Raw genomic sequence first — 4282 nt, forward strand, 5'->3', positions numbered from 1 at the left:
TCCCGGTCGTCCCGCCGGTCGTCCTGGTGGGCCCGCAGGACGAGCCGGTCGCCCTGCTGCTCGGCGACCCACGGACGGCGGAGGTCTACACCGCACCCGTGTCGCTGCGCGTGCACCCGACGACCGGCATCACCGAGACCCTGCAACGAGCGCTGACCCGTCCGCCGGCGCAGCGCTTCGACCCCGTCCTCTGCACGGACGCCGTCGGCGCAGTGCTCGGCCTGCTGCGCATCGAGGACCTCGCGTCCGCCGCCCGGACGGGCCGCTGACCCCCACAGACCTCCGGCCGCCGTCCGGTGGCCGGTCCTTCCACTTGCACCACGACAAGGAGTCCACTCATGAAGACCTTCGCCTGCGGAGACGTCATCCCCGGCTGCGGCGCCCACTTCTCGGCGTCCGAGGAGGACGGCATCTTCGCCCAGGTCGCCGGCCACGCCGCCGCCGACCACGGCGTCACCGACATCCCCCCGGAGCTGGTCCAGGCCGTCCGGGACCGCATCCGGAGCAGCTAGGGAAGGGACGCGTCGTCCAAGGCCTGGAGCTCGTCGTCGGCGAGCTCCAGGTCCTCCATCGGCAGCAGGGCCGCCAGCTGCTCCACGTCCCGGGCGCTGGCGATCGGCGCGACGACGCCCGGCTGGTCGGCCAGCCACCGCAGCGCCACCGCCGGCAGCGGAACCCCGTGCGCCCCGGCCACCTCCTCCATCGCGGCCAGCACCCGGTCGCCGCGCTCCCCCACGTACGTCGTCGCACCCTTCGCCCGCGGTGAGTCGACCTGCTCGCCCGCGCGGTACTTGCCGGTGAGGAAGCCCCGGGCCAGCGCGAAGTAGGGCAGCACGCCCAGGCCGCGCTCCAGTGCGACGTCGCGCAGCTCGTCCTCGAAGGCAGCGCGCTCCATCAGGTTGTAGTGCGTCTGCAGCGCCGCGTACCGGGCCACGCTCAGCTTCTCCGACGTCTCCAGGGCCTCGGTCAGCCGGGCGGCCGAGTAGTTCGACGCGGCCACGTAGCGGACCTTGCCCGCCCGCACCAGCTCGTCGAAGGCGGCCAGCGTCTCCTCGAGCGGCGTCGTCTCGTCGTCGTAGTGGGCGTAGTAGAGGTCGATCCGGTCGGTCCGCAGGTTGCGCAGCGAGCGCTCGCACGCCGACCGGATCTCCGCGGCCGCCAGCGGGTGCGCCTTCTCGCCGCGGGAGGCCTTGGTGGCGACGACGACCTGGTCGCGGAGCCCGCGGTCGGCCAGCCAGCCCCCCAGGATCCGCTCCGACGTCCCGTCGCCGTAGGACTCCGCCGTGTCCACGAAGGACGGCGTCGCGCCCATGGCGTCGTGGAACCGGTCCAGGACCGCGCGGGAGGACGCCTCGTCCGCCGTCCAGCCGAAGACGTTCCCGCCCAGGCAGAGGGAGCTCACCGTCAGTTCGGTGCCGGGCAGCTGGGGCATGCCTCCACGCTATGCGCGGACACGCCGCCCCGCCGTCCGCGCGGCTGGTACGGATGTGGCCGACGGGTCGTCTGCGGGCCCTCCGGGACCCCCTGGGTGGCCAGACCCCAGGCAGGCATGGCACGGTGCCCGGGGTCCGGTTTCCCAGAGAACCGGATGTTCCCGTGCCGTCCGCGCCCCGTGCGCGGATGCCGGGAGGTCCCCACCGGGGGATGGAGCCGGCCGCGTGCCGAGCCCTGGCACCTGCCACCGCACACACGAGAGGAACCACATGAACAAGGCCGAACTGGTCTCCGCCATCGCCAAGCGGGCCGACGTCCCCGCCTCGACCGTGGACTCGGTCCTCGCCGGGCTGCAGGAGGAGCTCGTCGACGCGATCACCCGCGGCGAGAAGGTCGCCGTCTCCGGCCTGCTGACCGTCGAGCGCACGCAGCGTTCGGCGCGTACCGGCCGCAACCCGCAGACCGGCGAGTCGATCGACATCCCCGCGGCCAACACCGTCAAGGTGACCGCCGGCTCGAACCTCAAGAAGGCCGCCAGCTCCGTTCCGGTCTGAAAAAGGACCCCCTTGCCCCCCACCGTCGCACGCTCGCGGCGGGCCCCTGCAAGGGGGCCGCTCTCCGCCGTCGGGCGGCTGCCTGACCCGTGTGGTCCGGCCCACATCGCCGTGGGCCAGGATGCGGGTGCGGGCGCCGTCCGACGGCGGATGGCGTTCCAGACTGCGGAGGTGCGCGTGGCGAGCGAGCTGAAGGTGGACACCGACCCGGCCGAGGTCGGCATGGATCCTGACCGGCTGGAGCGGATCGACCGCCGGCTCGCCCGGTGGGTGGACGACGGGCAGCTGCCCGGCTTCCTGGTCACCGTCGCCCGCCACGGGAAGCTGGTGCACGTCGGCAGGTACGGGCACCGGGACGTCGAGAACGGCCTGCCGGTCGAGGACGACACCCGCTGGCGCATCTACTCGATGACCAAGCCGGTCACCTCCGTCGCGGCGATGATGCTGTACGAGGAGGGCGCCTTCGAGCTCAACGACCCGATCACGAAGTGGCTGCCCGAGTTCGCCGACACCCGCGTCTACGTCGCCGGGTCGGCGCAGAAGCCGGTGACCGCGCCGCAGGTCGAGCCCATCCGCGTCTGGCACCTGCTCACGCACATGTCCGGCCTCACCTACGGCTTCCACCACGCGCACCCGGTCGACGCGATGTACCGGGCGATGGGCTTCGAGTGGGGCACCCCGGCCGGCGCCGACTCCGCCGACGTCGTCCGCCTGTGGGCATCGGTGCCGCTGGTGTTCCAGCCCGGCACCGAGTGGAACTACGGCGTCTCCACCGACGTCCTGGGCCGGCTGGTGGAGGTGCTGTCCGGCCAGCCGCTCGACGAGTTCTTCGAGCAGCGGATATTCGCGCCGCTCGGCATGCGGGAGACGTCGTTCGGCCTGCGCCCGGGCGACGACCCGTCGTCCCTCGCCCGGCTGTACCTGGCGACGCCCCCGGCGGCCGGCAGCCGGACGACGGGGATGATGTTCAGCGAGGGGTTCGACGCCGCCGCGCACTCGAAGCCGGCGTTCCTCTCCGGGGGCGGGGGCCTGGTCTCCACCGCCGGTGACTACCTGAAGTTCGTCGAGGTGCTGCGCCGCCGGGGGGCCTACGACGGCGGCCGCCTGCTCGGCCCGCGGACCGTGTCGCACATGGTCCGCAACCACCTGCCCGGCAACTCCGACCTCGAGGGCTTCGGCCGGCCGCTGTTCGCCGAGACGCCGCTGCGCGGGGTCGGCTTCGGCCTCGGCTTCTCCATGGTCATCGACCCGGTGCGCTACGCCGTGGTCGCCAACGCCGGCGACTTCAGCTGGGGCGGCGCGGCCTCGACGGCGTTCTACGTCGACCCGGTCGAGGACCTGACCGTCAGCTTCTACACGCAGCTACTGCCCTCGAGCACGCTGCCGATCCGCAACTACCTGCGCGCGATGGTCAACCAGGCCCTCGTCGACTGAGCTACAGGTAGCGGCGGTAGACGACGGTGGCGACCATCGCGGGCTTCGTGCCGCCCTCGACCTCCATCGTGACGCCGAGGTTCATCGCGACCCCGCCGTCGAACGGGGTGGCTCCCTCGAGCGTCGCGCCGGCCCGCACGCGGCTGCCCACCGGCACCGGCGAGGGGAAGCGCACCTTCTCCGTGCCGTAGTTGACGCCCATGCGGAAGCCGCTGATCTCGATGATCTGCGGCACCAGCGACGGGATGAGCGACAGCGTCAGGTAGCCGTGCGCGATGGGGCCGCCGAACGGGCTCTCCTTCTTCGCGCGCTCCGGATCGACGTGGATCCACTGGTGGTCACCGGTCGCCTCGGCGAACCGGTTCACCTGCTCCTGGGTGACCTCCACCCAGTCGCTGTAGCCGAGGTGCCGGCCGACCAGCCCCTGCACACCCTCGACGCCCTCCACGGTGGTCTGCGCCACGACGAGCCCCCTCTGCGGATTGACTAGGTTGGCGAACTCCACCACAGAGGCGTCGGCGAGGAGGGAACGGGTTGCTCCGGATCGGTGCCCTGGACGTGCCAGACGGCGCGTTCGTGCTGATGGCGATCGTGAACCGGACACCCGACTCGTTCTACGACCGCGGCGCCACCTACGCCATGGGTGCCGCGCTGGAACGGGTGGACCGCGTCGTCGCCGAGGGCGCGGACATGGTGGACGTCGGCGGCGTGAAGGCGGCACCCGGCGACGAGGTCGACGCCGCCGAGGAGATCCGCCGGACGGTCGACCTGGTGGCCGCGATCCGTGCCCACCACCCCACGCTGCCGATCTCCATCGACACCTGGCGGGCCGAGGTCGCCCGGGAGGCCCTGGCGGCCGG

The 4282-nt window shown here is 72.6% G+C and carries 6 protein-coding genes and 1 pseudogene; 5 read left to right on the forward strand and 2 right to left on the reverse strand.

Translation table 11 applies throughout. The features are described from left to right. Positions 1-269: pseudogene (locus E4P40_RS26580) on the forward strand (EAL domain-containing protein); the annotation flags it as partial. A 69-nt stretch (positions 270-338) separates the two neighbouring features. After that, positions 339-512, forward strand: coding sequence for a DUF1059 domain-containing protein (locus E4P40_RS26585; RefSeq protein WP_135161311.1), 174 nt, complete (start codon positions 339-341; stop codon positions 510-512). Here the strand turns inward: E4P40_RS26585 and E4P40_RS26590 are convergent. Continuing rightward, complete coding sequence (locus E4P40_RS26590) at positions 509-1432, reverse strand: aldo/keto reductase (RefSeq protein WP_135161312.1); 924 nt, start codon at positions 1430-1432, stop codon at positions 509-511. The genes E4P40_RS26585 and E4P40_RS26590 overlap by 4 nt on opposite strands. A gap of 271 nt (positions 1433-1703) precedes the next feature. Between E4P40_RS26590 and E4P40_RS26595 the strand changes: the two genes are divergently transcribed. Together E4P40_RS26595 and E4P40_RS26600 are read left to right on the forward strand one after the other, a co-directional pair. After that, the gene (locus tag E4P40_RS26595; protein ID WP_116449420.1) at positions 1704-1988 is read left to right on the forward strand and encodes an HU family DNA-binding protein; all 285 of its coding nucleotides are present in this window, start codon (positions 1704-1706) and stop codon (positions 1986-1988) included. Positions 1989-2165: 177 nt separating this feature from the next. Then, positions 2166-3422 (forward strand): serine hydrolase domain-containing protein, encoded by a 1257-nt coding sequence (locus tag E4P40_RS26600; RefSeq protein ID WP_209305541.1) that lies wholly within the window; start codon positions 2166-2168, stop codon positions 3420-3422. A gap of 1 nt (position 3423) precedes the next feature. Here the strand turns inward: E4P40_RS26600 and E4P40_RS26605 are convergent, their stop codons facing one another. Continuing rightward, entirely contained in the window at positions 3424-3885 is a 462-nt protein-coding gene (locus E4P40_RS26605) for a MaoC family dehydratase (RefSeq protein WP_135161314.1), read from the reverse strand. 71 nt (positions 3886-3956) lie between these two features. On the opposite strand from E4P40_RS26605, the gene E4P40_RS26610 reads away from it, so the two are divergent. Next, positions 3957-4282, forward strand: a 326-nt coding sequence (locus E4P40_RS26610; protein WP_167762381.1) for a dihydropteroate synthase, incomplete at its 3' end; no start/stop codon positions are given.

Source organism: Blastococcus sp. CT_GayMR20 (genome assembly GCF_004570345.1).

Excerpts from the sequence above, each read along its gene's own strand:
- E4P40_RS26595 (WP_116449420.1), top strand. The coding sequence starts at position 1,704 with ATGAACAAGGCCGAACTGGTCTCCGCCATCGCCAAGCGGGCCGACGTC.
- E4P40_RS26585 (WP_135161311.1), top strand. The coding sequence starts at position 339 with ATGAAGACCTTCGCCTGCGGAGACGTCATCCCCGGCTGCGGCGCCCAC.
- E4P40_RS26590 (WP_135161312.1), bottom strand. The coding sequence starts at position 1,432 with ATGCCCCAGCTGCCCGGCACCGAACTGACGGTGAGCTCCCTCTGCCTG.